We start from the raw sequence: 22,552 nt of genomic DNA, 5'->3' as shown, positions 1-22,552 counted from the left end.
CCGCCCCCCTGGGAGGTATTTGGGGAAAGATGAAGCCGGTCACGGCGCGATGGTCACGAGCGCGTGGCGCTTCTTGCCGGCGCTGAGTTTCACGGGCCGGGCGAGCGTGGCGCTGTCGAGCACGAGGCCCGCGTCGCTGAGCGGCGCGTCGTCCATGCGTGCGCCGCCCTCGGCGATCAGGCGCTTGGCGTCCTTGCCGGACTTGGCGAGCCCGGCCCGCACGATCAGCTGCACCACCGAAATCCCGCCATCGGCCTCGGCGCGGGGCAGGGCGAGAGTGGGCAGGTCGTCGCCGACGCCGCCCCGCTCGAATACCTCGCGGGCGGTGGCGTGGGCGGCCTCTGCGGCCTCGCGCCCGTGGCAGAGCGCGGTGACCTCGTTGGCCAGGATGACCTTGGCCTCGTTGATCTCGGAGCCCTGCAGCGCGCCCAGGCGGTCGCATTCCTCGACCGGCAGCTCGGTATAGAGCTTGGCGAAGCGGCCCACGTCGGCGTCGGTGGTGTTGCGCCAGAACTGCCAGAATTCGTAGGGCGAGAGCATGTCGGCGTTGAGCCAGACCGCGCCGCCCTGGCTTTTGCCCATCTTGCGGCCGTCCGACGTGGTCAGCAGCGGCGAGGTCAGGCCGAAGATATGCGCGTCGCTGACCCGGCGGGTCAGGTCGATGCCGTTCACGATGTTGCCCCACTGGTCGCTGCCGCCCATCTGCAGCAGGCAGCCGTAGCGGCGGTTGAGTTCCAGGAAGTCGTAGGCCTGCAGGATCATGTAGTTGAATTCCAGGAAGGACAGGCTTTGTTCCCGGTCGAGCCGCGATTTCACGCTTTCGAAGCTGAGCATGCGGTTCACGCTGAAATGGCGGCCGATGTCGCGCAGGAATTCCAGGTAATTGAGATCGTCGAGCCATTCGGCGTTGTTGAGCATCAGCGCGTCCGACGGACCGTCGCCGTACTGGAGGTACTTGGCGAAGACGCCCTTCATGCCCTCGATATTGGCGTCGATCTGGTCGGGGCCCAGCAGCGGGCGTTCGTCCGCGCGGAAGCTGGGGTCGCCCACCTTCGTCGTGCCGCCGCCCATGAGCGTCAGGGGCTTGTGGCCGGTCTTCTGCAACCAGCGCAGCATCATGATGTTCAGCAGGTGGCCGACATGCAGCGACTTGGCGGTCGCGTCATAGCCGATATAGGCGGGCACGATGCCGGCCGTCAGGGCGTCGTCCAGGCCTTCGTAATCGGTGCAATCGGCCAGGAAGCCGCGGGCAATCATCACCTGCAGAAAGTCGGATTTCGGCTGGTAGGTCATGAAAAATCGCTCCATCCTTGGCGGCACGGCTTCGTATATCGGGGCTCTTGCGGAAGGAAAACCCATGTTGAAGTCGGCGTTGAAGCAGGGGCCGGTCTGGGCGCTGGGGGCGATGTCGGGCACTTCGCTGGACGGCGTGGACGCGGCCATGGTGCTGACCGACGGCGCACGGATTTTCCAGTTCGGCGACAGCGATTACCGCCCCTACGACACCGAAGAGCGCGCGGTGTTGCGCGCCGCCATGGGGCGGTGGGACGGGCTGGACGACGCCGCGGCCATCGTCGAGACCGCCCACGCCGAGCTTCTGTCGCAGGTGACCGGGGCGCAGCTGGTGGCCTATCACGGCCAGACCACGGCCCATGATCCCGGCGGGCGTGGGACCTGCCAGATCGGCGACGGGCGGCTGCTGGCCCATGTGCTGGACTGCCCGGTGGTGTGGGATTTCCGCAGCGCGGATGTCGAGATGGGCGGGCAGGGTGCGCCGCTGGCCCCGTTCTTTCATCACGCCTGCGCGCGATGGGCCAAGGCCGAGGCACCGCTCGCCTTCGTCAACCTGGGCGGCGTCGGCAACCTGAGCTGGGTCGACCCGTCGATCGAGAACCCGTCGGCCCCGGGCGCATGCCTGGCGTTCGATACCGGGCCGGCCAACGCCCCGCTGAACGACCTGATGCAGGCGCGCCGCGGTGTCGACCTGGACGAGGACGGCGCCCTGGCCGCGCAGGGCACCGCCGATGCGGGCGTGCTGGACCGGCTGGCGGCGCACGGGTGGTTCCGCAAGGTGCCGCCGAAATCGCTGGACCGGAACGATTTCGCCTGGCTGGGCGACGCGGTCGCCGCGTTGGACGATGCCGATGCGGCGGCGACCCTGACGGCCGCGGCCGCGGCGTCGGTCGCCCTGGGGCTCGAACACTGTCCCAGCCCGCCCGCGCGGTTGCTGGTCACCGGCGGCGGCCGGCACAACGCGACGCTCATGCGGATGCTGGAGGCGGGGTGCGACTGCCCCGTCGCGCCGGTCGAGGCGGTGGGGCTGGACGGCGACATGCTCGAGGCGCAGGCCTTCGCCTATCTGGGCGTGCGGGTGGTGCGCGGATGGCCCACCTCGGCGCCGGGCACCACGGGGGTGCCCGCGCCCGTGGGAGGCGGGACCTTGTCCATGCCGTCGGACCTGGCCGTGGCGCTGGGGGCCGGGGGCTGAGAGCGTCGACGCGCCGTAGGGCTCATCACGGCAAAAGCCCCGGCGGCGCGCCGGGGTTGGATCAAGCGGGAGCGTGGTCGCCGATCAGGCGGCGATGTCGGCCACGGTGGTGGTCATCGCCAGCTCGACGCCTTCGGCGTAGATGATGTGCTCGGCATCGAAGACCAGCTGGAAGCTGCGCAGGGTCTGCGGTGCGTCGGCGACGGTGATGTACTGGCCGTCGGCCATGCGGGCCGCGGGGACCAGCGCGCTGTCGGCGGCGTAGAGAGCGCGGGACTTCCAGCCGCGGATCAGCAGCGGCTGATCGGGGGCGACGGTCATGTCACGCTCGGGGCGGTCATGGCCCAGCACCGACGCCGAGATCGTCACCGGGCGCACATCCGTGTGCACGGTCACCTTCACGCCGCGCAGCACGCTGACGCCGCCATCGCGCGTCACGACGCGGTCGCCCGGTGTCAAGAATTCCACGGGGATCATCCCGTCCAACGTCATCACGCGCGTGCCTGCCGCCAGACCGGCTTGCGTGGATCCCGCCCGGGCCTGTTTGCCGGCCGCTTTTCCTGGGATCTCGTGTGCCATGTCACTGTCCTTTGTCTTGCCTCGATCCCTCTCTTGCGCGCAAATGTGTCAAAAATTCGTTGAGCGGCCCTTTTTCGGTACGTTTTTTCCGCTCGCATCCGCAAACCGCCTTTGCTAGAGAGACGCGAATTTTGCGGGGCGCCGTGTCGGCTGCCCCCTTGTTTTGCGGGTGTGGCGGAACTGGTAGACGCACTTGGTTTAGGTCCAAGCGCCGCAAGGCGTGGGGGTTCGAGTCCCTTCACCCGCACCAGAAGCATGGAAGAGGAAAAAGGCACAATGCAGGTCAACGAGACGTTGAACGAGGGCCTCAAGCGCGGCTACCACATCACCGTGACCGCCGACGAGCTGAACGCCAAGGTCGACGAGAAGCTGAAAGAAGCCCAGCCCGAAGTCGAGATGAAGGGCTTTCGCAAGGGCAAGGTGCCGATGGCGCTGCTGAAGAAGCAGTTCGGCCAGCGCCTGATGGGCGAGGCCATGCAGGAAGCCGTCGACGGCGCCATGTCCAAGCATTTCGAGGAAAGCGGCGACCGCCCGGCCGCCCAGCCCGACGTCAAGATGACCAACGAGAACTGGAAGGAAGGCGACGATATCGAGGTCGAGATGACCTACGAGGCGCTGCCCGAGATCCCCGAGTTCGATGCTTCGGAGCTGAAGCTGGAAAAGATGGTCGTCACCCCCGACGAGTCGGCCGTGGACGAAGCCTTGGAAAAGCTGGCCGAAAGCGCCCAGAGCTTCGAGACCAAGAAAGGCAAGGCCGCCGATGGCGACCAGGTCGTGATCGACTTCTCCGGCTCCATCGACGGCGAGGTCTTCGAAGGCGGCACCGCCGAGGATTACCCGCTGGTGCTGGGCTCGAACAGCTTCATCCCCGGCTTCGAGGATCAGCTGAAGGGCGCCAAGGCCGGTGAAGAGGTCGAGGTGAAGGTCGATTTCCCCGCCGACTACCAGGCCGAGCACCTGGCCGGGAAGGAAGCCGTCTTCGCCTGCACCGTGAAAGAGGTGAAGAAGCCCGCCAAGGCCGAGGTGAACGACGAGCTGGCCAAGCAGTTCGGCGCCGAGGACCTGGAGTCGCTGAAGGGCCAGATCCGCGAGCGCCTGGGCGCCGAGTACGGGCAGGCCGCGCGCGCCGTCATGAAGCGCCAGCTTCTGGACCAGCTGGACGACAAGGTGTCCTTCGACCTGCCCCCGAGCCTGGTGCAGGCCGAGGCCGACCAGATCGCCCACCAGCTGTGGCACGAGGAAAACCCCGACGTGCAGGGCCACGATCACGAGAAGATCGAGCCCACGGACGAGCACCGCAAGCTGGCCGAGCGCCGCGTGCGCCTGGGATTGCTGCTGGCCGAGCTGGGCCGCAAGCACGAGATCCAGGTCACCGACGCCGAGATGACGCAGGCCGTCATGAACCAGGCGCGGCAGTACCCGGGCCAGGAGCGCCAGTTCTTCGAGTTCGTCCAGAACAACCCGCAGGCCCGCCAGCAGCTGCAGGCGCCGCTGTTCGAGGACAAGGTCGTCGATTACGTCTTCGACCAGGCCGACGTGACCGAGAAAGAGGTCAGCAAGGAAGAGCTCGAGAAGGCTGTCGAACAGCTGGAGGCCGAGGAGGCCGCGGCGTAAGCGACACCGCTTCGATGAATCCAAGAAGGCGCGGCCCGCTGGGTCGCGCCTTTTTGCTTGCCGGGTCGCGCTTCGCCTTGGCAAACCGTGCCACCGCGCCACGTCGGGCTGCAAAGACAGTCAGAACGGAGAGCGGAGCATGAAAATATCCCTGGACGGCAAGCGCGCCCTGGTGACCGGATCGACCAAGGGCATCGGTTGGGCCACGGCACAGGGGCTGGCGAACGCCGGCGCCCACGTGATCGTGACGGGCCGCGACGCGGCCGAGGCCGACGCCCGGGCGAAGGAGATCGGCGGCAGCGCCTACGCCGCGGACCTGGGCACCGCGGAAGGGTGCGACCGGCTGATCAGCGATGTGGAGCGCGTCGATATCCTGGTGAACAACGCCGGCATCTTTCAGCCGGTCGATTTCTTCGAGACCGACGACGCCATCTGGGACCGGCACTGGCAGGTAAACGTGATGAGCGCCATGCGCCTGTCGCGTGCGCTGGCGCCGGGGATGGTCGATCGCGGCTGGGGGCGCATCGTGATGCTGGGGTCCGAGTCGGGCTTCAACATCCCGACCGAAATGGTGCATTACGGCGTGTCCAAGACCGCCGACATCGCGCTGGCGCGCGGGCTGGCCAAGCGGCTGGCCGGGACGGGGGTCACCGTCAACTCGGTCCTGCCGGGCCCGACATTGTCCGACGGCGTGAAGGCGATGATCGAGGATAACGTAAAGGAAACCGGGGAAAGCATCGAGGAGGCCGGCGCGCGGTTCGCGCAGCAGGAACGCCCGACGACGATCATCCAGCGCACCGCCACGGTCGAGGAGGTGGCGAACATGATCGTCTACACCTGCTCGGAGCAGGCCTCGGCCACCACGGGTGCGAGCCTTCGCGTTGAAGGCGGGATCGTGGATTTCCTTTAGGCCGCAGTTCCAAAAAAGAAAAACGCCGCGCGGGAAGAACCGCGCGGCGTTGTCATTCCGGAAGGAAGGACGATCAGTCGTCGTCGTTCAGCTTCTCATCCAGCTCGGCCTTGTCCTGGGTGGCGGGCTGGTCGGTCTCTTGCTCGACCGGCTCTTCCAACTCGTCCAGCTGGGCGGCGCCGATGTCGTCGAACAGTTCCTGGATTTCGAACTCGGCGGCGGCCTCTTCCTCGGCAGCCAGCTCCTGGATCGACTTGCCCTGGGCCTGAAGCTCGGCTTCCTCGGGGCTACGGGCGACGTTCAGCTGAATCGTCACCTCGACCTCGGGGTGCAGGGTCACGATCACGTCGTGCAGGCCCAGTTCCTTGATCGGGGCCGACAGCGCGACCTGCTTGCGGTCAATATCGAAGCCGTTCTCGGTCGCCGCGTCGGCGGCGTCACGAGTCGAGACCGAGCCGTAGAGCGCGCCACCGTCCGAAGCGGAGCGGATGACGACGAACTGCTGACCGTCCAGCTTGGTCGCCAGCGATTCGGCTTCTTTCTTGGTCTCGAGGTTGCGGGCCTCGAGCTGCGCCTTCTGGTCTTCGAAAGCGGCGACGTTGGCCTTGGAGGCCCACAGCGCCTTTTTCTGCGGCAGCAGGTAGTTGCGCGCGTAGCCTTCCTTGACGGACACCACGTCGCCCATCTGGCCCAGCTTCGCCACGCGTTCGAGAAGAATAACGTCCATGGTCCGTCCTCCTTATTTCACGGCGTAGGGCAGCAGGGCGAGGAAGCGGGCGCGCTTGATGGCGCGGGCCAGTTCACGCTGCTTCTTGGCCGAGACGGCGGTGATGCGCGACGGCACGATCTTGCCGCGTTCGCTGACATAGCGCTGCAGCAGGCGCGTGTCCTTGTAGTCGATCTTGGGTGCATAGTCGCCCGAGAAGGGGCAGACCTTGCGGCGGCGGAAAAACGGTTTTGCAGCCATGTGTTCTGTCCTTTCCTGGGCTTAGCGACGCGACCGGCGGTCGTCGCGGTCGTCGCGCTTCTGCATCTGGATCGAGGGGCCTTCCTCGTGGGCGTCGACCTTGATGGTCAGGACGCGCATCACGTCGTCGTGGATACGCATCAGGCGCTCCATCTCCTGCACGGCCTCGGCGGGGGCGTCGGTGCGCAGGTAGGCGTAGTGGCCCTTGCGGTTCTTGTTGATCTTGAACGCCATTGTCTTGACGCCCCAGTATTCCTGATCAACCAGCTTGCCGCCGTTGTCCGACAGCACGGTGCCGAAATGTTCGATGAGTCCCTCGGCCTGCGCGTTCGACAGGTCCTGACGGGAAATGAAGACATGCTCGTAGAGGGGCATGGACTTTCCAGTTCTGTTGCGGGCGCATTTCAAAGTCCGGGATATGAGGCTTCCGCGCCCCGGACACGAGAGGCTGCGCCGTTCATCGTCTTCGCGGAAGTGGCCGGGACATAGAGCCCTTCGGCCCGCGATGCAAGGCCCGAGGCAGGCGTCCTGCAAAAGCTTTGCGACCGTCAAAGTTGCGCCCGAATTCGCCCGGAAAACCGGCGCGTGACCAGTGGGGGCGTTCGCATGATCCTTTCGTTTCTCAATAATCTCTACAACCGCTGCACGGTCGAGCATTTGCGGCTAGAGGAACGCGAAGATGCGATCGTTCTGCATCGCGACACCTGGATCACCCGGAACGCCCGGACGGTCGAGGGCGGGATGCTGGTCGCGGCCGCGGGGCTGGGTGCGATGGTGGTCGGGATGTGGGTGCTGCCGGGTGCCGTCTGGCTGGCGCCATTGCTGGTGCTGAAGGCGGCTGTAAGCCTGGCCGGCCTTTGGGCCGCGGCCCTCCTGGCCCGCTCCGCCCGACTGGGCGTGCGGGTCGGGACCCGGATCGACCGGCGCGCCGGTCGGCTGGAGATCGTGCAATCGGCTTTTCGTGGCCCGCCGCAGGTGATCGAACGGATTCCGCTCTGCCGGATCGAAAGCTTCTTCATACTGCGTGAGCGCGAAGGCCGCGCTGCCAGCCATCTCTATGCGCGCCTGGCCGAGGGCCGCGATGCGATCTACCTGGGCTCGGACAGTGATCCGGCGCTGGAAAGACTGCACGCGCAGCTGAGCGGCGCGTCGGTCCGGACCACCGAGGCCATGCTGACATCGCTGGTGGGCCGCGCGCGGATGCGAGAGGCGCGCAGCTTCGGCTGATAAGTGTGCGCCACCGCTCAGAACTTGTGATCCCATGCTGAATTGAGCCTCCCCCGGCTTCGACTAGCTGTCGGTGCATCGACAGACCGTCGTCCATTCAAGGAGGTTTTCATGACCCGTCTTCTGACCACGACCGCGCTGGCCCTTGGCCTTGCCGCCCCCGCCGCCATCGCCGAGCCCGTCGCCTACGAGCTCGACAGCAGCCACAGCCAGATCCTGTTCTCGTACGAGCACCTGGGCTTCTCGACCACCTGGGGCATGTTCTCGGGCTTCGAGGGCGACATCCAGTTCGACCAGGAAGATCCCGCGAATTCGAGCGTCGAGGTCTCGTTCCCCGTCCGGTCGATGTTCACCGGCTGGGAAGGCCGTTTCGAGCACTTCATGTCCGACGATTTCTTCGGCGCCGAGGAAGGCGACATGGTCACCTTCACCTCGACCGGGATCGAGGTGACCGGCGACAGCACCGCGAACATCACCGGTGACCTGTCCATGAACGGCGTGACGAGGGAAGTCGTGCTGGAAGCCACCCTGAACCAGGCCGGCGAGCATCCGATGGAAGGCAAGCCCTGGGCCGGTTTCGACGCCACCACGACGATCCTGCGCAGCGATTACAACGTCGGCATGTTCGCGCCCTATGTGAGCGACGAGGTGCAGGTGCACATCTCCATCGAGGCGATGCAGGCCGAAGGCACCGCGTCGTAAGATCGGCGATCATTGCGCCAAAAGGAAAGCCCGGCGATTTCGCCGGGCTTTTTTCGTCTCCGCCGTGTCCGGCTGTCAGTCGGCGCGGGTGGCGGTCACCGCGATGTCGACATCGACCGTGAAGCCCAGCGTGCTGGGATCGGTCTGGTTGTCGCCGATCCCGAAGTTGCGCCGGTCGAGCGTCGTGGTGCCGTTCATCGTGGCGGTATCGCCGTCGATGGTCAGGGTGAAGGGCAGGTCGACCTGCGATTCCTGCCCGGCGAGCGACAGCGTGCCCTCGGCGAGGTAGCCATCCTCCGCGGGCAGGATCGTCGCCTCGTAGACCGCCACCGGGTGGTCGTTGGCCGCGAAGTAATCGGGTCCGAGCGCTTGCGACGTGACCGACCCAAGCGTGAGGCTGGGGATGTCGATCTCGACCGTCACCGTGCCGTGAGTGCCGTCCTGCACCTCTTCGGTGAAGTCGATCTCGGCTGTCCAGTCGGCGAAGCCGCCCTGGATGGCCGACCCCATCTGTTGGACGGTGATCCCGATATCGCCGCTTTCGACCTGCCAGTTGCCGCCCGTGGCCGCGGCGGGGGCCGCTTCGGCGACCTCGGGCGCCTCGACGGGTTCATAGGCCAGGGCCAGCACCGACACGCCACCGAAGACGTAGATCGTGGCGGCCAGCAGCATGGCGGCGCCGGGATGCTCGGCCGGGGCGATGCGGCCAAGGTCGGCCCGCCCGAACCACATGCGCGACAGGGTGCTGTCGCGGTCGATCAGCGCATGCTTCAGCGCGCCCGCGATATGCAGGCCCAGCGACACGATCAGGATCCAGGTGAAGAGCCAGTGGGTGAGCTTCGCTGCCTCTTCCACCGCGTCCGAGCGGGGGACCAGCGGCAGGCTTTGGCCGAAGGGCCACCAGATGGGCGCGTAGCCCTGGCTGGCGGCGTGGCCGATCCAGCCCGAGAGCGGCACCACCACCAGCGCGGCGTAAAGGCACCAGTGAATGGTTTCGGCCAGAAGCGTCTCGGCCCGGCGGTCGGGATGCACCGGCGCGGGCTTGGGCTGGGTCAAAGCCCAGAGGATGCGGAGAAGCGCCACGAAGAACACGGCCACGCCGATGGTCTTGTGCGTGGACCAGATCACGGACAGCCGGGCGATGTCCTGCGATGTCTGGTCCGGCAGATTCTCGCCCAACCACGCCAGCGGGATGTTCGTGAGGATCAGAAGGGCGATCAGCCAGTGGAAGGTCTTGGTGATCGTTCCGTAGGTAACGTCTGTATTGGCCAGTTGCATTTCGGTGCTCCGAACGAAGTTTGCCGGGAAGTTAGCCGCCTGCACTGCGCGCGCAACGCGCCCGACCGCAGAGCGTCTGTGCGCGGATCGGCAATGATTGCGCCCGGGTGACGCAACGTTTATGCGGTGCGGAATTATCGCGGAACGGAGCAGTTGCATGGCGTTGGCATTGGTTTTTCCCGGGCAGGGCGCGCAGACGGTGGGCATGGGCCGTGACCTGGCCGACAGCTTTCCTGCCGCGCGGGCGGTCTTCGACGAGGTCGACGAGGCGCTGGGGGAAAAGCTGAGCGAGCTGATCTGGAACGGCTCGGCCGACGACCTGACGCTGACCGCTAACGCGCAGCCCGCGCTGATGGCCACGTCGCTGGCCGCCTTCCGCGCGCTGGAATCCGAGGGCTTCACCATGGACCGCGCCGCTATGGTGGCGGGGCATTCGCTTGGCGAATACTCGGCCCTGGCGGCGGCCGGGGCGCTCAGCGTGGCCGACGCCGCGCGGCTGCTACGCCTGCGGGGCACCGCCATGCAGAAGGCGGTGCCGGTGGGCGAGGGCGCCATGGCCGCGCTTCTGGGCCTCGATTTCGAGGCGGCGCGTGACGTGGCCGACCGGGCGGCGGGCGACGAGGTTTGCCAGGCGGCCAATGACAACGATCCCAGCCAGGTCGTGATCTCGGGCCACAAGGCGGCGGTCGAGCGGGCGGTTGAGCTGGCCAAGGAGGCGGGCGCCAAGCGCGCCGTGCTGCTGCCGGTGTCCGCACCGTTTCATTGCGCGCTGATGCAGCCTGCGGCGGACGCCATGGCCGACGCTCTGTCTGGTGTGAGCATCGCGGCGCCGGCCGTTCCGGTGGTGGCGAATGTCACCGCCGCGCCGGTGCAGGATCCCGACGAGATCCGCCGCCTGCTTGTCGAGCAGGTCACCGGGTCGGTGCGCTGGCGCGAGAGCGTTCAGCGCATGGGCGCCGATGGCGTCACGGAAATCTGGGAAGTGGGCGCCGGCAAGGCGCTTTCGGGAATGATCCGGCGGATCGACCGGGCCATCGAAACGCGGCAAGTCGGCACAGCCGACGAGGTAAGGGCGGCGTTGGGGAATTGACGACCTGCCTAAGGAATGAGGGAGGATGACATGTTTGAATTGAATGGCAAGGCGGCGCTGGTGACCGGCGCCTCGGGGGGGATCGGCGGCGAGATCGCGCGGGTGCTGCATGGCGCCGGTGCCAAGGTTGGCCTGTCCGGGACGCGACAGGGGCCGCTGGATGGGCTGGCGGCCGAGCTTGGCGAGGGCGCTTTTGCCCTGCCGTGCGACCTGGGCGACGACGACGCGCTGAAGGCCTTGCCCAAGCAGGCGGCCGAGGCCATGGGATCGCTGGACATCCTGGTCAACAATGCCGGCATCACCCGCGACGGGCTTATGATGCGCATGGGCGACGACGACTGGGCGCAGGTGCTGGATGTGAACCTGACAGCGGTGATGAAGCTGAGCCAGGCCAGCCTGCGCGGCATGATGAAGGCCCGCTGGGGGCGGATCGTCAACATCTCGTCCATCGTGGGCGAGACGGGCAACCCCGGGCAGGCCAACTATTCCGCCGCGAAGGCCGGTATGGTGGGCATGTCGAAGTCGCTGGCGCAGGAGGTCGCGAGCCGGGGCATCACCGTGAACTGTGTCGCGCCGGGCTTCATCGAGACCGCCATGACCGACAAGCTGAACGACAAGCAGCGCGACGGCATGCTGGCGCAGATTCCCGTCGGCCGCATGGGCACCCCAGACGAGATCGCGGCCGCGGTCCTGTACCTCGCCAGCAACGAGGCGGCCTATGTCACCGGTGCGACTCTGCACGTGAATGGCGGCATGGCGATGGTCTGAGCCGCGGTTTCACACGCGGCTTAGACGTTTGCCTCGGAAATATCCTATGCTATAGGCGGCTTCGAGCCCTTCCGGTCGGCGGCGCCCATGGCAATGCGGCGAAATGACCTGAACCCATCCAGGGCCGCAAGCGGCCAAACCACTAAGCGGGCGACGCCCCGAAAAAGGACAAGAGGATACAGTATGAGCGAAGGCGATATCGAGACGCGCGTCAGGAAGATCGTGGTTGAGCATCTGGGCGTGGAAGAGGAAAAAGTGACCGAGAACGCCTCGTTCATCGACGATCTGGGCGCCGACAGCCTGGACACCGTCGAGCTGGTCATGGCGTTCGAAGAGGAATTCGGCATCGAGATCCCCGATGATGCGGCCGAGACCATCCAGACCTTCGGCGATGCCGTGAAGTTCATCAAGGAAGCCGTCTGAGGCCACGCGCCAGACGTGTATTGCGCGCGCCCGCCCGGACCTCCGGCGGGCGCGTTTTACGTTTCCCGCCAGTGGCTTGAAGGTCTCCGGCAAGGTTGAGCCGGGATCGGCGGCGATCGCCCGGGGCTCTTTCCTTGGGAAGACGGGCCGTGTATCAGGCAAAAACCTGGCAAGATCGATCGAGGAGCGCCCATGCGACGCGTAGTTGTGACCGGATTGGGAATGGTGAGCCCGTTGGCCTGCGGGGTCGAGCCCACGTGGCGGCGGCTGCTGGACGGGCAATCGGGGGCGGGGACGATCAGCCGCTTCGACGCCTCGCACCTGGCCACCGATTACGCCTGCGAAGTCCCCCGCGGCGACGGGTCCGATGACACCTTCGACGCCGACGCGTGGATGGAGCCCAAGGAACAGCGCAAGGTCGACGATTTCATCCTGTACGGCGTGGCGGCAGCCGACCAGGCCATCGCGGATGCCGGAATCGGTGATGCCAGCGACGAGGAGAAGCTGGATATCGGCGTCATGATCGGATCGGGCATCGGCGGGCTGCAATCCATCGCCGAGACGGCGGTGATGATCAAGGAGCGCGGCCCGCGTCGGGTGTCGCCGTTCTTCATCCCCGGCGCGCTGATCAACCTGGTCTCGGGGCAGGTCAGCATCAAGCATGGCTTCAAGGGCCCGAACCACGCCGTCGTCACCGCCTGTTCCACCGGTGCGCACGCCATCGGCGACGCCGCGCGGCTGATCCAGCTGGGCGATGCCGACGTCATGGTTGCCGGCGGAACCGAAAGCCCGATCTCGGAAATCGGAATCGCCGGGTTCAACGCCTGCAAGGCCTTGTCGACCAAGCACAGGAACGACCCCGAGCGCGCCAGCCGTCCCTGGGACGCCGACCGCGACGGCTTTGTCATGGGCGAGGGCGCGGGTGTTGTCGTCCTGGAGGATTACGAGCGGGCGAAGGCGCGGGGCGCCAAGATCTATGCCGAGGTCATCGGCTATGGCCTGTCGGGCGACGCGCACCACATCACCGCGCCGCCGCCAGATCACGAGGGCGCCGAGCGCGCCATGCGCGCGGCCGTGAAGCGCGCCGGCATCGACCCGTCGCAGATCGATTACATCAACGCGCACGGCACCAGCACCATGGCCGACACGATCGAGATGGGCGCGGTCCAGCGCCTGCTGGGCGACGCGGCGAAGAACGCCACCATGTCGTCAACCAAGTCGTCGACCGGCCACCTTCTGGGTGCGGCGGGCGCTATCGAGGCGATCTTCAGCATCCTGGCCATGCGCGACCAGGTGGCGCCGCCGACCCTGAACCTCGAGTCGCCCCCCGAGGACGCCGTGATCGACCTGGCGCCGCTGAAGAAGGTCGAGCGCAAGATCGACTGCGTCCTGTCGAACTCGTTCGGGTTCGGCGGCACGAATGCGGCCCTCATCATGCGAAAGGTCGATGCCTGATGTGGAAACACGTCGCCGCCAACGGATTGTCGCTGTTGATCGTCGCGCTTCTGGCGGTGGGTGGCGTGGTGGCCTGGGGCAAGCGCGCCTATGAGCAGCCGGGTCCCCTGGCCGAGGCGATCTGCCTGCGGGTCGAGCCCGGATCGAACATGCGCCGCGTCAGCAAAGAGCTGGCGGCCCGCGGTGCGGTCGACACACCGCAGATCATGCGGCTGGGCGCGACCTACACCGAACGCTCGGACGATCTGAAAGCGGGCAGCTTCCTGATCCGCGAAGGCGCGTCCATGGCCGATATCGTGGGCGAGATCACCGCCGAGGGACAAAGCACCTGCGGGACCGAGGTCGTGTACCGCATCGGCGTGACCGAGAGCGAGATCCGCGTACGCGAACTGGACCCGGCCACGGGGCGGTTCGACATCGTGGCCGAGTTCGATCCGGCGGCCGAAGCCGAGGCGCCCGAAGCCTATACCGAGGTGGCCGACCGGAACGACACGCGCTTCCGCATCGCCATGGCCGAGGGCGTGACCTCGTGGCAGGTGGTCGAGGCTTTGAAAGCCGCCGATTTCCTGTCGGGCGATGTCGCGGGCGTGCCGCCCGAGGGGATGCTGGCGCCCGACAGCTACGAGGTGCGGCCGGGCGCCATCCGCGAGGACCTGCTGGCGCTGATGCAGGAACGGCAGGGCGACCGGTTGTCCACCGCGTGGGAAAACCGCGCCGAGGGCCTGCCCTACGACACGCCCGCCGAGGCGCTGACCATGGCGTCTATCGTCGAGAAGGAAACCGGTGTGCCGGAAGAGCGTGGGCAGGTGGCCAGCGTCTTCGTCAATCGCCTGCGCGAGGGGATGCGGCTTCAGACCGACCCGACGGTGATCTACGGCATCACCAACGGCGAGGGTGTCCTGGGCCGTGGCCTGCGCCGCAGCGAGCTGGATGCCGCGACCCCTTACAACACCTACCAGATCGACGGTCTGCCGCCGACTCCCATCGCGAACCCGGGCTTGGCCAGCATCGAGGCGGCGCTGAACCCCGACGAAACCGACCTGCTGTATTTCGTGGCGGACGGTACCGGCGGGCACGCCTTCGGCCGCACCCTGGCCGAGCACAACGAGAACGTGGCGCGCTGGCGCGCCATCGAGGCCGAGCGGCAGTCGAACTGACCGCGCGGAGCTGACATCCCCTCTTAAACGGTTCTTGCGAGTGTGATCGCAAGGAACGCGATGCATAGGCGGCGGCGGACCTGATCGGTTCGCCGCCGTTTCGCGTTCAGGGATCCAGACCGCGGGAGACAGCTGCATGGCCACACGGGATCGCGAGTCCATCGCGGGCAGCTGCGACATCGACCCCGAGCGTCTGCTGAAAGTGGCGGTGGCCAATTACGAGGATGTCATCCTCGACCTGCACGAGATGCGGGCGTCGCTTCGCGCCTCGGAAAGCTACTCCGAGACCGAGTTCCGGCGGGTGGTCACCATGGTCTCGCGCTCGGTGCAGACCGTCTACGACGAAAGGAAACGACTCGATGATTTCTGGAAACGCCAGGCCGGAGCCGGCGACGACGGCTCCTTCGACATGGAAGCCGCACGCGCTGAAATCGGGCGCCGCCTTGATCGCATCCGGTCCGCGCAAGACGCAGGAGACCTTCCTGGCTGATCTCGGCGAGGAGGCGCTTCTGGCGCTGCCCTACCTGTTCGAGTTCTGGGCGATGGACCACCAGTTGCCGCCCGATGGCGACTGGCGCAGCTGGGTGATCCTGGGCGGGCGCGGTGCCGGCAAGACACGGGCGGGTGCCGAATGGGTGCGCGCGCAGGTCGAGGGCAACCGCGCGACCGACCCCGGGCGCGCCCGGCGCGTGGCGCTGGTCGGCGAGACCTTCGACCAGGTGCGCGACGTCATGGTCTTCGGCGACAGCGGCATCCTGGCCTGCGCGCCGCCCGACCGCCGCCCGGTCTGGGAGGCGGGCAAGCGGCGGCTGGTTTGGCCCAACGGCGCCGAGGCAAAGGCGTATTCCGCGCAGGAGCCCGAGGCGCTGCGGGGCCCGCAATTCGACGCGGCCTGGGTGGACGAGCTGGCCAAGTGGCGCCGCGCGGACGAGACGTGGGACATGCTGCAATTCTGCCTGCGGCTGGGCGACGATCCGCGCCAATGCGTGACGACGACACCGCGCAACGTGGGCGTGCTGAAACGGCTTCTGGACATGCCGTCGACGGTGACGACCCACGCCACCACGCTGGACAACCGCGCGCACCTGGCGGCGTCGTTCCTGCACGAGATCCTGTCGCGCTATGGCGACACGCGGCTGGGCCAGCAGGAGCTTCAGGGTTGCCTTCTGGACGAGGTCGACGGCGCGCTGTGGACGCGGGCGATGATCGACGGGACCCGCGTGTCCGAGCACCCGGCACCCGCCCGTGTCGTGGTCGCCGTGGACCCGCCGGTGACGGGCGGGCGCAACGCGGATACCTGCGGCATCGTCGTGGCAGGCGTGCTGCCCGATGGATCGGCCGTGGTGATCGAGGATTGCAGCGTGCAGGGCCTTGGCCCCAACGGCTGGGCCCGCGTGGCCATCGCCGCCTATCACCGCCACGGCGCCGATCGCCTGGTGGCCGAGGTCAACCAGGGCGGCGACATGGTCGAGGAGATCATCCGCCAGGAGGACCGTACGGTGAGTTACCGCGGCGTTCACGCCAGCCGGGGTAAGTCTGTTCGGGCAGAGCCGGTGGCCGCACTCTACGAACAGGGACGCGTGGCGCATCTGGGTCTGCACGCGGAATTGGAGGATCAGATGTGCCAGATGGCGATATCGGGATTTCACGGCCAGGGCAGCCCCGACCGGGTGGATGCGCTGGTCTGGGCGCTGACCGAGCTGATGCTGGGACAGCCGCGGGCCACGCCGCAGGTGAGGTCGGTCTAGCCCCGCGCGGGGGCTGAGCCCCCGCGACCCGCAGACAGGACGACGACGATGACAGGTCGCCGGGGCCCGCCCCGCGCGACGGCGGGCCAGCCATGCCCGGACAGCAGACGAGGAGACGCCATGTTCGACTTTCTCAAACGTGCGGCGGATGCGCCCGGGGCCACGAAGGCCAGCGCCACTGGCGGCCTGACCCCGCCCGGCATCGCCTATGGCGGTGCGGGCCGTGTGGCCTTGGAGCCCGCGCGACACCGGATCGCTGACGCGGAACGGATTTCTCGGCAATCCGGTGGGCTTTCGCTGCGTGAAGCTGATCGCCGAGGCCGCCGCGGCGCTGCCGCTGGTGCTGCACGGTTCGGCCGGACGGTATGACCGCCACCCCCTGCTGGAGCTCGTGGCACGGCCCAACGCGGGGCAGGGCCGGTCGGAATGGCTCGAGGCGCTCTACGGCCAGCTGCTGCTGTCCGGCGACGGCTATGTCGAGGCGGTGGGCGAGGGCGGTCTGCCGGTCGAGCTGCACGTCCTGCGCTCGGACCGGATGAGCGTGGTGCCCGGCGCCGACGGCTGGCCCGTTGCCTACGAATACGCGGTGGGCGGCCGCAAGCACCGGTTCCGTGTCGAGGACGGCGTCTCGCCCGTGTGCCACGTGAAGGCCTTCCACCCGCAGGACGACCACTACGGCCTGTCGCCGATGCAGGCCGCCGCCACCGCGATGGACGTGCACAACGCCGCCGCGCGCTGGTCGAAGGCGCTGCTGGACAACGCCGCGCGGCCCTCGGGCGCCATCGTCTACCAGGGTGGCGAGGGGATGCTGGCGCCGGACCAGTACGACCGCCTCGTGTCCGAGATGGAGGCGCACCACCAGGGCGCGCGCAACGCCGGGCGGCCGATGCTGCTGGAGGGGGGGCTGGACTGGAAGCCCATGGGCTTCTCGCCCTCGGACATGGAGTTCCACAAGACCAAGGACGCCGCGGCGCGCGACATCGCGCTGGCCTTCGGGGTGCCGCCGATGATGCTGGGGATCCCCGGCGACGCGACCTACGCCAATTACGCCGAGGCCAATCGCGCCTTTTTCCGCCTGACGGTTCTGCCCATGGCGAACCGCGTGGCGGGGGCGCTGGGGCATTGGCTGTCGGGTTTTGCGGGCGAGGCGGCCGAGCTTCGCGTGGATCTCGACCAGGTGCCGGCGCTGGCGCTGGAGCGCGAGGCGCAATGGCGCCGCGTGGCCGAGGCCGACTTCCTCAGCAAGGCCGAGAAACGGGCGCTGCTGGGGCTGACCGCGGAATGAAGGGGGATCCTGCGATGACACTGGAACACAAGTTCTGCGCCGGCGCGACCGGCATGACACTGACGGACGGGCACCTGATCGAAGGCTATGCCTCGGTCTTCGGGGCCCGCGACCAGGGCGGAGACACCGTGGCGCCCGGCGCCTACGCCGCGTCGCTGGCCGCGCTGTCGGCGCGGGGCGGGCAGGTGAAGATGCTGTGGCAGCACGACCCGGCCCAGCCCATCGGCGTCTGGGACGAGGTGCACGAGGACGCCGTCGGGCTGTTCGTGAAAGGCCGGATCCTGACCGACCTGGACCGCGGGCGCGAGGCGGCGGCGCTGATCGCCGCGGGGGCCATCGACGGACTGTCGATCGGCTATCGCACGAAGCGGGCCACGAAGGACGGCACCGCCGGGCGGCTGCTGTCCGAGCTCGAGCTGTGGGAGGTGTCGCTGGTGACCTTCCCCATGCTGCCCGAGGCGCGTGTCGCGGGCGTGAAGGGCGAGGGCCCCGCACCCGATCCGCTTCGCGAGATGGCCAAGGTGCTGCGCGGCGCTTCGGCCGCCCTGGGCCGGACGGCCCCGTAGACCAAACCCCACCGGAAAGGACCAAAGATGAGCGAGACCGACACCCCGGCTTCGGCCGGGCAGGGCAGCGCCTTGCCCGACGCCACCACCGAAATGAAAAGCGCGATGGCTGATTTCGTCAGCGATCTCAGGGGCTTTCAGGCCCAGATGACGACCCGGATGCAACAACAGGAAGACCGCATGACCCAGCTTGACCGCAAGACCCGCCTGACGGGCCGCCCCGTCCTGTCCACCGCCGCCGACGAGGCCGCGCCCCACCAGAAGGCGTTCGAGGCCTATGTCCGCTCGGGCGACGATGACGCGCTGCGGGGACTGGCGCTGGAGGGCAAGGCGCTGAACACCGCCGTGGCCGGCGATGGCGGCTACCTGGTCGATCCGGTGACCAGCGACACGGTCCGTTCGGTCCTGCGCTCCACCGCGTCGGTGCGGCGGATCGCCAATGTCGTCAACGTCGAAGCGACGTCGTTCGACGTGCTGGTCGATACCACCGACATGGGCGCGGGCTGGTCGACCGAGACCGCCAGCCCGTCCGAGACGGCGACGCCCCAGGTCGACCGCATCACCATCCCCCTGCACGAGCTGTCGGCCCTGCCCAAGGCGTCGCAGCGCCTGCTGGACGACGCGGCCTTCGATATCGAGGGCTGGCTGGCCGGCAAGATCGCCGACAAGTTCGCCCGTGCCGAGGCGGCGGCCTTCGTGAGCGGCGACGGCGTGGACAAGCCGCGCGGTTTCCTCGACCACGCGGCGGTGGAGAACGCATCGTGGGCCTGGGACAGCCTGGGCTACGTGGCCACCGGCGTCGACGGGGCCTTCGGCGATGCCGACGCGCTGGTCGAGATGGTCTATGCCCTTGGGGCCGAGTACCGCGCGAACGCGACCTTCGTGATGAATTCGAAAACCGCCGGCGTCGTGCGCAAGATGAAGGATGGCGACGGTCGCTTCCTGTGGTCCGACGGGCTGGCCGCGGGCGAGCCGGCGCGGCTGCTGGGCTATCCCGTGCTGGTGGCCGAGGACATGCCCGACATCTCGAGCGGCGCCATGGCCGTGGCCTTCGGTGACTTCCAGGCGGGCTACACCGTGGCCGAGCGTCCCGACCTGCGCATCCTGCGCGACCCCTTCAGCGCCAAGCCCCACGTGCTGTTCTACGCGACCAAGCGGGTGGGCGGTGACGTCAGCGACTTCGCGGCGATCAAGCTGCTGAAGTTCGCGGTCTCCTGATCCGGGCGGCCCGCCCCTGCGCGATGCAGGGGCGGGCACCCTACGCCACCGGCCGGACGCCGCGCCCCCATCTTCAGGAGACAGCAGATGTACCTTGTCGAGCCCACGCCGCTCAGCACCGCGCGGCTGCCCATTCCCGGTTTGCAGGCGCATCTGCGCCTGGGCACCGGTTTCACCGATGACGACGCCCAGGATGCCCTGCTGGAGCAGGTGCTGCGCGCCAGCCTGGCCGAGGTCGAGCGGCTTTGCGCCAAGGCGGTTCTGATCCGTGACTTCGTCTGGACCACCCATGCGTGGCGTGACCCGGGCCGGCAGGTGCTGCCCCGGGGTCCGCTGGTGTCGGTCGAGGGCCTGACGATCACCGATATCGATGGCAGCGCGCAGGCGATCGCGCCCGACGCCTACCGGGTGGACCGGGACGCGCAGCGTCCGGCGCTGGTGGCGCGGGGCTTCGTTCTGCCGCAGATCCCCGTTGGCGGCAGCGCGGCCGTGACCTTCCGCGCGGGTTTTGCCGATGATTGGAGCGACGCGCCGTCGGACCTGGCCCTGGCCGTGCTGAGCCTTGCGGCCGCGCGGTACGAGGACCGGGCGGCCGAGGGCACCCTGCCGCCGGGAGTGCAGGCGCTGCTGGCGCCGCACCGTCCGCACCGCCTGCTGGGGGGCATGTGACATGGGCGGCGTGATCCTGGACCGACGCCTGACGCTGGAGGCGCCCGAGACCACGGCAGACGGGCGCGGCGGCTATGACCGCAGCTGGGTGGCCCTTGGCGACCTGTTCGCCCGGGTGGCCCCGCGGACGGGCCGGCTGGCCGCGGGCGTCGAGCTGAGCCTGAGCCGCGTGGGCTATCGCATCACGGTGCGCGCGGCCCCCCAGGGCGCGGTGTCGCGGCCCTTGGCCGGCCAGAGGCTGCGGGACGGCACGCGGGTCTTCGACATCCGCGCAGTCACCGAGTCGCGCGACGGCCCGCTTTACCTGGACATCTTCGCCGAAGAGGAGGTCGCGCCATGATCTATGCCCTGTCCGCCCCCTTGCAGGCAGCGGTCTTCGCGCGGCTGTCCGGAGACGCGGGGCTTGCCGCCATCGTCGGTGACGCGGTCTTCGACGCCGTGCCGCCCGGCAGCGTCCCGTCTCTTTACGTCGCCATCGGCGAGGAGATCGCGCGCGACCGGTCCGACCGCGACGGCGGCGGCGCGCGGCACGATTTCACCATCACCGTCGTGTCGGACAGGCCTGGCTTCGCCGCGGCCAAGGACGCCGCGGCCGCGATTTCCGACGCACTTCTGCTGTCGCCGCTGAGCCTGAGCCGGGGCCGTGTCGTGGGGCTGTGGTTCCTGCGCGCGCAGGCCCGGCGGACCGGCAGCGACACCCAGCGCCGCATCGACCTGCGCTTTCGCGCGCGCACCGAAGACAACTGAAACCCTGACGACCGGAGCACATCCCATGGCTGCACAGAACGGCAAGGACCTTCTTCTGAAACTCGACATGAACGGCGAGTCGCAATTCGAGACCGTCGCGGGCCTGCGCGCCACGCGCATGTCCTTCAACGCCGAAACGGTGGACGTGACCACCCTGGACAGCACCGGCGGCTGGCGCGAGATCCTCGGCGGGGCCGGGGTCAAATCGGCCACGATCTCGGGCGCGGGGGTGTTCAAGGACGACGCCACCGACGAACGTGCGCGCCAGGTCTTCTTCGACAGCGAGACGCCGCGCTTCCAGATCGTGATCCCCGATTTCGGGGTGGTCGAGGGACCGTTCCAGATCACCACGATCGAATATTCCGGCAGCTACGACGGCGAGGCGACCTACGAGATCAGCCTCGCCTCGGCGGGCAGCCTGCTGTTCACGGCACTATGATGGCCAACCCCCATGCAGGCGAAGTCGCGCTGGTCCTGGATGGCCGGCGCCACGTGGCCAAGCTGACCCTGGGCGCGCTGGCCGAGCTGGAAGAGGCCCTGGGCGACGACAGCCTGCCGGACCTGGTGGCGCGGCTGGAAAGTGGGGCGTTCTCGTCCCGCGACACACTGGCGCTGATCGCCGCGGGGCTGCGCGGCGGCGGTTGGGAGGGCGAGGCGCGCGACCTGCTGACCGTCGAAATCGAGGGCGGGCCGATGGCCGCCGCCACCGCCGCCGGGCAGCTTCTTGCCCGCGCTTTCCGCGCGCCGGGCGCATGAGCGGGCCGCAGCTGGACTGGCCGGGCCTGATGCGCGCCGGACTGCACGGGCTGGGTCTGAGGCCCGCCGAGTTCTGGGCGCTGAGCCCGGCCGAACTGATGGTGATGGTGGGGGAGGGCCGCCTGGCCGCGCCATTGGGGCGCAGCCGCCTGGCCGAGCTGTCCGCCGCCTTTCCCGATGACCAAAAGGAGTCCCCATGACCGACCGATCCGACCCCGACCAGATCGAGGAAATGTTCTTGTCCATCGAGGACACGGTGGGCGGCACCCGAGCCGTGCTGGCCGCCTTCGACGCGGAACTGCGCGCCATGGGGTCCACCGTGGCCGACACTTCGCGCGAGGTGGGAACGTTGTCGCGCGGTATCTCGCGCGGGCTGAAGCGCAGTTTCGAGGGACTGGTTTTCGACGGCGCAAAGCTGAGCGATGCGTTGCAGGGCGTGGCGCAGTCCATGGTGAACGCCGCCTACAACGCCGCGATCAACCCCGTGGCCAGACATGTGGGCGGCGTTCTGGCCACAGGGGTCGAGGGGGTGGTGACTGGGCTGATGCCCTTTGCCGAAGGGGGCGCCTTCTCGCAGGGCCGCGCGCTGCCGCAGGCCGGCGGCGGGGTCGTGTCGGGCGCCACTGCCTTTCCCATGCGCGGCGGCGCCGGCCTGATGGGCGAGGCGGGGCCGGAGGCGATCATGCCGCTGACACGCGGGGCCGACGGACGGCTAGGCGTCGCGGCCAGCGGCGGCGGCCGCCCCGTGCAGGTGACGATCAATGTCAGCACCCCCGATGTCAAAGGCTTCCGCCGCAGCCAGAGCCAGATCGCCGCCAGCATGGGCCGCGCTCTGTCCCAGGGGCAGCGCAACCGCTGAGACCTCCGCACGCAGGGTTAGCCCGCAGCCAACCCGGCGGCGGGCA

The 22,552-nt window shown here is 68.2% G+C and carries 27 protein-coding genes, 1 tRNA gene and 1 pseudogene; 23 read left to right on the top strand and 6 right to left on the bottom strand.

The window, feature by feature from the left end; translation table 11 throughout:
• Nucleotides 1-39: 39 nt before the first annotated feature.
• Nucleotides 40-1,293 (bottom strand): tyrosine--tRNA ligase, encoded by a 1,254-nt coding sequence (gene tyrS, locus BMX96_RS12070; RefSeq protein ID WP_091845873.1) that lies wholly within the window; start codon nt 1,291-1,293, stop codon nt 40-42.
• Between the two features lie 64 nt (nt 1,294-1,357).
• On the opposite strand from tyrS, the gene BMX96_RS12065 reads away from it, so the two are divergent.
• Entirely contained in the window at nt 1,358-2,488 is a 1,131-nt protein-coding gene (locus tag BMX96_RS12065) for an anhydro-N-acetylmuramic acid kinase (RefSeq protein ID WP_091845734.1), read from the top strand.
• Between the two features lie 84 nt (nt 2,489-2,572).
• Here the strand turns inward: BMX96_RS12065 and BMX96_RS12060 are convergent, their stop codons facing one another.
• Nucleotides 2,573-3,067, bottom strand: a complete 495-nt coding sequence (locus BMX96_RS12060) for a Hint domain-containing protein (protein ID WP_091845733.1) — start codon at nt 3,065-3,067, stop codon at nt 2,573-2,575.
• A gap of 165 nt (nt 3,068-3,232) precedes the next feature.
• Between BMX96_RS12060 and BMX96_RS12055 the strand changes: the two genes are divergently transcribed.
• From BMX96_RS12055 to BMX96_RS12045, 3 genes are all read left to right on the top strand, one after another.
• Nucleotides 3,233-3,317: transfer RNA gene (locus tag BMX96_RS12055), tRNA-Leu, on the top strand.
• Between the two features lie 26 nt (nt 3,318-3,343).
• Entirely contained in the window at nt 3,344-4,681 is a 1,338-nt protein-coding gene (gene tig / locus BMX96_RS12050) for a trigger factor (RefSeq protein ID WP_073125390.1), read from the top strand.
• Between the two features lie 139 nt (nt 4,682-4,820).
• Nucleotides 4,821-5,591, top strand: coding sequence for an SDR family NAD(P)-dependent oxidoreductase (locus tag BMX96_RS12045; RefSeq protein ID WP_091845732.1), 771 nt, complete (start codon nt 4,821-4,823; stop codon nt 5,589-5,591).
• A gap of 73 nt (nt 5,592-5,664) precedes the next feature.
• Here the strand turns inward: BMX96_RS12045 and rplI are convergent, their stop codons facing one another.
• From rplI to rpsF, 3 genes are read right to left on the bottom strand one after another with little or no spacing between them, the layout of a single operon-like run.
• Nucleotides 5,665-6,318, bottom strand: a complete 654-nt coding sequence (gene rplI, locus BMX96_RS12040; RefSeq protein ID WP_073125396.1) for a 50S ribosomal protein L9 — start codon at nt 6,316-6,318, stop codon at nt 5,665-5,667.
• A 12-nt stretch (nt 6,319-6,330) separates the two neighbouring features.
• A complete protein-coding gene (gene rpsR, locus BMX96_RS12035; RefSeq protein ID WP_091845731.1) occupies nt 6,331-6,558 on the bottom strand; it encodes a 30S ribosomal protein S18 in 228 nt (75 codons plus the stop codon).
• Between the two features lie 21 nt (nt 6,559-6,579).
• The gene (gene rpsF, locus BMX96_RS12030; RefSeq protein ID WP_073125400.1) at nt 6,580-6,933 is read right to left on the bottom strand and encodes a 30S ribosomal protein S6; all 354 of its coding nucleotides are present in this window, start codon (nt 6,931-6,933) and stop codon (nt 6,580-6,582) included.
• Nucleotides 6,934-7,164: 231 nt separating this feature from the next.
• Here rpsF and BMX96_RS12025 point away from each other — a divergent pair, with 231 nt between their 5' ends.
• Nucleotides 7,165-7,785 (top strand): hypothetical protein, encoded by a 621-nt coding sequence (locus BMX96_RS12025; protein ID WP_091845730.1) that lies wholly within the window; start codon nt 7,165-7,167, stop codon nt 7,783-7,785.
• Between the two features lie 111 nt (nt 7,786-7,896).
• Nucleotides 7,897-8,487 (top strand): YceI family protein, encoded by a 591-nt coding sequence (locus BMX96_RS12020; RefSeq protein WP_091845729.1) that lies wholly within the window; start codon nt 7,897-7,899, stop codon nt 8,485-8,487.
• A 75-nt stretch (nt 8,488-8,562) separates the two neighbouring features.
• Here the strand turns inward: BMX96_RS12020 and BMX96_RS12015 are convergent, their stop codons facing one another.
• Nucleotides 8,563-9,765, bottom strand: coding sequence for a cytochrome b/b6 domain-containing protein (locus BMX96_RS12015; protein ID WP_091845728.1), 1,203 nt, complete (start codon nt 9,763-9,765; stop codon nt 8,563-8,565).
• Nucleotides 9,766-9,922: 157 nt separating this feature from the next.
• Here BMX96_RS12015 and fabD point away from each other — a divergent pair, with 157 nt between their 5' ends.
• From fabD to BMX96_RS11935, 17 genes and pseudogenes are all read left to right on the top strand, one after another.
• Nucleotides 9,923-10,855 (top strand): ACP S-malonyltransferase, encoded by a 933-nt coding sequence (gene fabD / locus BMX96_RS12010; RefSeq protein ID WP_091845727.1) that lies wholly within the window; start codon nt 9,923-9,925, stop codon nt 10,853-10,855.
• Nucleotides 10,856-10,885: 30 nt separating this feature from the next.
• On the top strand, nt 10,886-11,623 hold the full coding sequence (gene fabG, locus BMX96_RS12005) for a 3-oxoacyl-[acyl-carrier-protein] reductase (protein WP_091845726.1): 738 nt from the start codon (nt 10,886-10,888) through the stop codon (nt 11,621-11,623).
• Between the two features lie 183 nt (nt 11,624-11,806).
• Nucleotides 11,807-12,046, top strand: coding sequence for an acyl carrier protein (locus tag BMX96_RS12000; RefSeq protein ID WP_073125418.1), 240 nt, complete (start codon nt 11,807-11,809; stop codon nt 12,044-12,046).
• Nucleotides 12,047-12,238: 192 nt separating this feature from the next.
• A complete protein-coding gene (gene fabF, locus BMX96_RS11995) occupies nt 12,239-13,501 on the top strand; it encodes a beta-ketoacyl-ACP synthase II (RefSeq protein WP_091845725.1) in 1,263 nt (420 codons plus the stop codon).
• Nucleotides 13,501-14,658, top strand: a complete 1,158-nt coding sequence (gene mltG / locus BMX96_RS11990; RefSeq protein ID WP_091845724.1) for an endolytic transglycosylase MltG — start codon at nt 13,501-13,503, stop codon at nt 14,656-14,658. The genes fabF and mltG overlap by 1 nt, the downstream gene beginning before the upstream one ends.
• A 136-nt stretch (nt 14,659-14,794) precedes the next feature.
• Entirely contained in the window at nt 14,795-15,148 is a 354-nt protein-coding gene (locus tag BMX96_RS19930) for a hypothetical protein (RefSeq protein ID WP_236737045.1), read from the top strand.
• Entirely contained in the window at nt 15,084-16,406 is a 1,323-nt protein-coding gene (locus tag BMX96_RS11985; protein WP_236737064.1) for a DNA-packaging protein, read from the top strand. Before BMX96_RS19930 ends, BMX96_RS11985 begins: the two co-directional genes overlap by 65 nt.
• Before the next feature lie 120 nt (nt 16,407-16,526).
• A pseudogene (locus tag BMX96_RS11980) lies at nt 16,527-17,691 on the top strand (phage portal protein).
• 14 nt (nt 17,692-17,705) lie between these two features.
• Nucleotides 17,706-18,257: an HK97 family phage prohead protease gene (locus BMX96_RS11975; protein ID WP_091845722.1), complete on the top strand. Its 552-nt coding sequence runs from the start codon at nt 17,706-17,708 to the stop codon at nt 18,255-18,257.
• Between the two features lie 27 nt (nt 18,258-18,284).
• Complete coding sequence (locus tag BMX96_RS11970; protein WP_091845721.1) at nt 18,285-19,475, top strand: phage major capsid protein; 1,191 nt, start codon at nt 18,285-18,287, stop codon at nt 19,473-19,475.
• Nucleotides 19,476-19,562: 87 nt separating this feature from the next.
• On the top strand, nt 19,563-20,144 hold the full coding sequence (locus BMX96_RS11965; RefSeq protein ID WP_091845720.1) for a head-tail connector protein: 582 nt from the start codon (nt 19,563-19,565) through the stop codon (nt 20,142-20,144).
• Nucleotide 20,145: 1 nt separating this feature from the next.
• Nucleotides 20,146-20,484 carry a head-tail adaptor protein gene (locus BMX96_RS11960; RefSeq protein ID WP_091845719.1) on the top strand — a complete coding sequence of 113 codons (339 nt, stop codon included), beginning with the start codon at nt 20,146-20,148 and terminating at the stop codon, nt 20,482-20,484.
• Entirely contained in the window at nt 20,481-20,891 is a 411-nt protein-coding gene (locus BMX96_RS11955) for a DUF3168 domain-containing protein (RefSeq protein ID WP_091845718.1), read from the top strand. Before BMX96_RS11960 ends, BMX96_RS11955 begins: the two co-directional genes overlap by 4 nt.
• A gap of 25 nt (nt 20,892-20,916) precedes the next feature.
• A complete protein-coding gene (locus tag BMX96_RS11950) occupies nt 20,917-21,330 on the top strand; it encodes a phage major tail protein, TP901-1 family (RefSeq protein ID WP_091845717.1) in 414 nt (137 codons plus the stop codon).
• The gene (locus tag BMX96_RS11945) at nt 21,330-21,647 is read left to right on the top strand and encodes a gene transfer agent family protein (protein WP_073125447.1); all 318 of its coding nucleotides are present in this window, start codon (nt 21,330-21,332) and stop codon (nt 21,645-21,647) included. The genes BMX96_RS11950 and BMX96_RS11945 overlap by 1 nt, the downstream gene beginning before the upstream one ends.
• Nucleotides 21,644-21,847: a rcc01693 family protein gene (locus BMX96_RS11940; protein ID WP_091845716.1), complete on the top strand. Its 204-nt coding sequence runs from the start codon at nt 21,644-21,646 to the stop codon at nt 21,845-21,847. The genes BMX96_RS11945 and BMX96_RS11940 overlap by 4 nt, the downstream gene beginning before the upstream one ends.
• On the top strand, nt 21,844-22,506 hold the full coding sequence (locus BMX96_RS11935; protein ID WP_091845715.1) for a phage tail tape measure protein: 663 nt from the start codon (nt 21,844-21,846) through the stop codon (nt 22,504-22,506). Before BMX96_RS11940 ends, BMX96_RS11935 begins: the two co-directional genes overlap by 4 nt.
• Nucleotides 22,507-22,552 lie beyond the last annotated feature (46 nt).

The organism is Palleronia pelagia (assembly GCF_900110115.1).
Lineage (GTDB): Bacteria > Pseudomonadota > Alphaproteobacteria > Rhodobacterales > Rhodobacteraceae > Palleronia > Palleronia pelagia.
This window is presented reverse-complemented; position numbering and strand designations above follow the sequence as displayed.

Bases quoted from the DNA above. Each gene is read 5' to 3' on its own strand.
- tyrS (WP_091845873.1), bottom strand. From the start codon at position 1,293: ATGACCTACCAGCCGAAATCCGACTTTCTGCAGGTGATGATTGCCCGC.
- BMX96_RS12065 (WP_091845734.1), top strand. From the start codon at position 1,358: ATGTTGAAGTCGGCGTTGAAGCAGGGGCCGGTCTGGGCGCTGGGGGCG.
- BMX96_RS12060 (WP_091845733.1), bottom strand. From the start codon at position 3,067: ATGGCACACGAGATCCCAGGAAAAGCGGCCGGCAAACAGGCCCGGGCG.
- tig (WP_073125390.1), top strand. From the start codon at position 3,344: ATGCAGGTCAACGAGACGTTGAACGAGGGCCTCAAGCGCGGCTACCAC.
- BMX96_RS12045 (WP_091845732.1), top strand. From the start codon at position 4,821: ATGAAAATATCCCTGGACGGCAAGCGCGCCCTGGTGACCGGATCGACC.
- rplI (WP_073125396.1), bottom strand. From the start codon at position 6,318: ATGGACGTTATTCTTCTCGAACGCGTGGCGAAGCTGGGCCAGATGGGC.
- rpsR (WP_091845731.1), bottom strand. From the start codon at position 6,558: ATGGCTGCAAAACCGTTTTTCCGCCGCCGCAAGGTCTGCCCCTTCTCG.
- rpsF (WP_073125400.1), bottom strand. From the start codon at position 6,933: ATGCCCCTCTACGAGCATGTCTTCATTTCCCGTCAGGACCTGTCGAAC.
- BMX96_RS12025 (WP_091845730.1), top strand. From the start codon at position 7,165: ATGATCCTTTCGTTTCTCAATAATCTCTACAACCGCTGCACGGTCGAG.
- BMX96_RS12020 (WP_091845729.1), top strand. From the start codon at position 7,897: ATGACCCGTCTTCTGACCACGACCGCGCTGGCCCTTGGCCTTGCCGCC.
- BMX96_RS12015 (WP_091845728.1), bottom strand. From the start codon at position 9,765: ATGCAACTGGCCAATACAGACGTTACCTACGGAACGATCACCAAGACC.
- fabD (WP_091845727.1), top strand. From the start codon at position 9,923: ATGGCGTTGGCATTGGTTTTTCCCGGGCAGGGCGCGCAGACGGTGGGC.
- fabG (WP_091845726.1), top strand. From the start codon at position 10,886: ATGTTTGAATTGAATGGCAAGGCGGCGCTGGTGACCGGCGCCTCGGGG.
- BMX96_RS12000 (WP_073125418.1), top strand. From the start codon at position 11,807: ATGAGCGAAGGCGATATCGAGACGCGCGTCAGGAAGATCGTGGTTGAG.
- fabF (WP_091845725.1), top strand. From the start codon at position 12,239: ATGCGACGCGTAGTTGTGACCGGATTGGGAATGGTGAGCCCGTTGGCC.
- mltG (WP_091845724.1), top strand. From the start codon at position 13,501: ATGTGGAAACACGTCGCCGCCAACGGATTGTCGCTGTTGATCGTCGCG.
- BMX96_RS19930 (WP_236737045.1), top strand. From the start codon at position 14,795: ATGGCCACACGGGATCGCGAGTCCATCGCGGGCAGCTGCGACATCGAC.
- BMX96_RS11975 (WP_091845722.1), top strand. From the start codon at position 17,706: ATGACACTGGAACACAAGTTCTGCGCCGGCGCGACCGGCATGACACTG.
- BMX96_RS11970 (WP_091845721.1), top strand. From the start codon at position 18,285: ATGAGCGAGACCGACACCCCGGCTTCGGCCGGGCAGGGCAGCGCCTTG.
- BMX96_RS11965 (WP_091845720.1), top strand. From the start codon at position 19,563: ATGTACCTTGTCGAGCCCACGCCGCTCAGCACCGCGCGGCTGCCCATT.
- BMX96_RS11960 (WP_091845719.1), top strand. From the start codon at position 20,146: ATGGGCGGCGTGATCCTGGACCGACGCCTGACGCTGGAGGCGCCCGAG.
- BMX96_RS11955 (WP_091845718.1), top strand. From the start codon at position 20,481: ATGATCTATGCCCTGTCCGCCCCCTTGCAGGCAGCGGTCTTCGCGCGG.
- BMX96_RS11950 (WP_091845717.1), top strand. From the start codon at position 20,917: ATGGCTGCACAGAACGGCAAGGACCTTCTTCTGAAACTCGACATGAAC.
- BMX96_RS11945 (WP_073125447.1), top strand. From the start codon at position 21,330: ATGGCCAACCCCCATGCAGGCGAAGTCGCGCTGGTCCTGGATGGCCGG.
- BMX96_RS11940 (WP_091845716.1), top strand. From the start codon at position 21,644: ATGAGCGGGCCGCAGCTGGACTGGCCGGGCCTGATGCGCGCCGGACTG.
- BMX96_RS11935 (WP_091845715.1), top strand. From the start codon at position 21,844: ATGACCGACCGATCCGACCCCGACCAGATCGAGGAAATGTTCTTGTCC.